1 protein-coding gene is annotated in these 282 nt (G+C 71.3%); it reads right to left on the bottom strand.

From position 1 onward, the window contains the following. A partial coding sequence (locus tag KI686_RS17740) for a carboxyl transferase domain-containing protein (protein ID WP_497801198.1) occupies nucleotides 1-282 on the bottom strand: 282 nt, incomplete at both ends.

Below are 282 nucleotides of genomic sequence, written 5' to 3'. Positions count from 1 at the left end.
CGGCGCGCTTGCCCCTGAGTGCGCGGAGGGCCTTGGCGATCGAGACGCGGGTGTTCGCAGGCTCGATGATGCCGTCGATCTCGCCGCGCTCGGCCGCGAGGAACGGGCTGGTGACGCCATAGGTGTACTCGGCGGCGAGACGGCTGCGCACGGCGGCGACGTCCTCGCCGGCCTCTTCGGCCTTCTTGATCTCACCGCGGTAGAGGATGTTGACGGCGCCCTGGCCGCCCATGACGGCGATCTCGGCGGTGGGCCAGGCGAGGTTCACGTCGGCGCCGAGCT

It is taken from the genome of Polaribacter sargassicola, assembly GCF_021991835.1.
Taxonomy (GTDB): domain Bacteria; phylum Bacteroidota; class Bacteroidia; order Flavobacteriales; family Flavobacteriaceae; genus Polaribacter; species Polaribacter sargassicola.
This window is presented reverse-complemented; position numbering and strand designations above follow the sequence as displayed.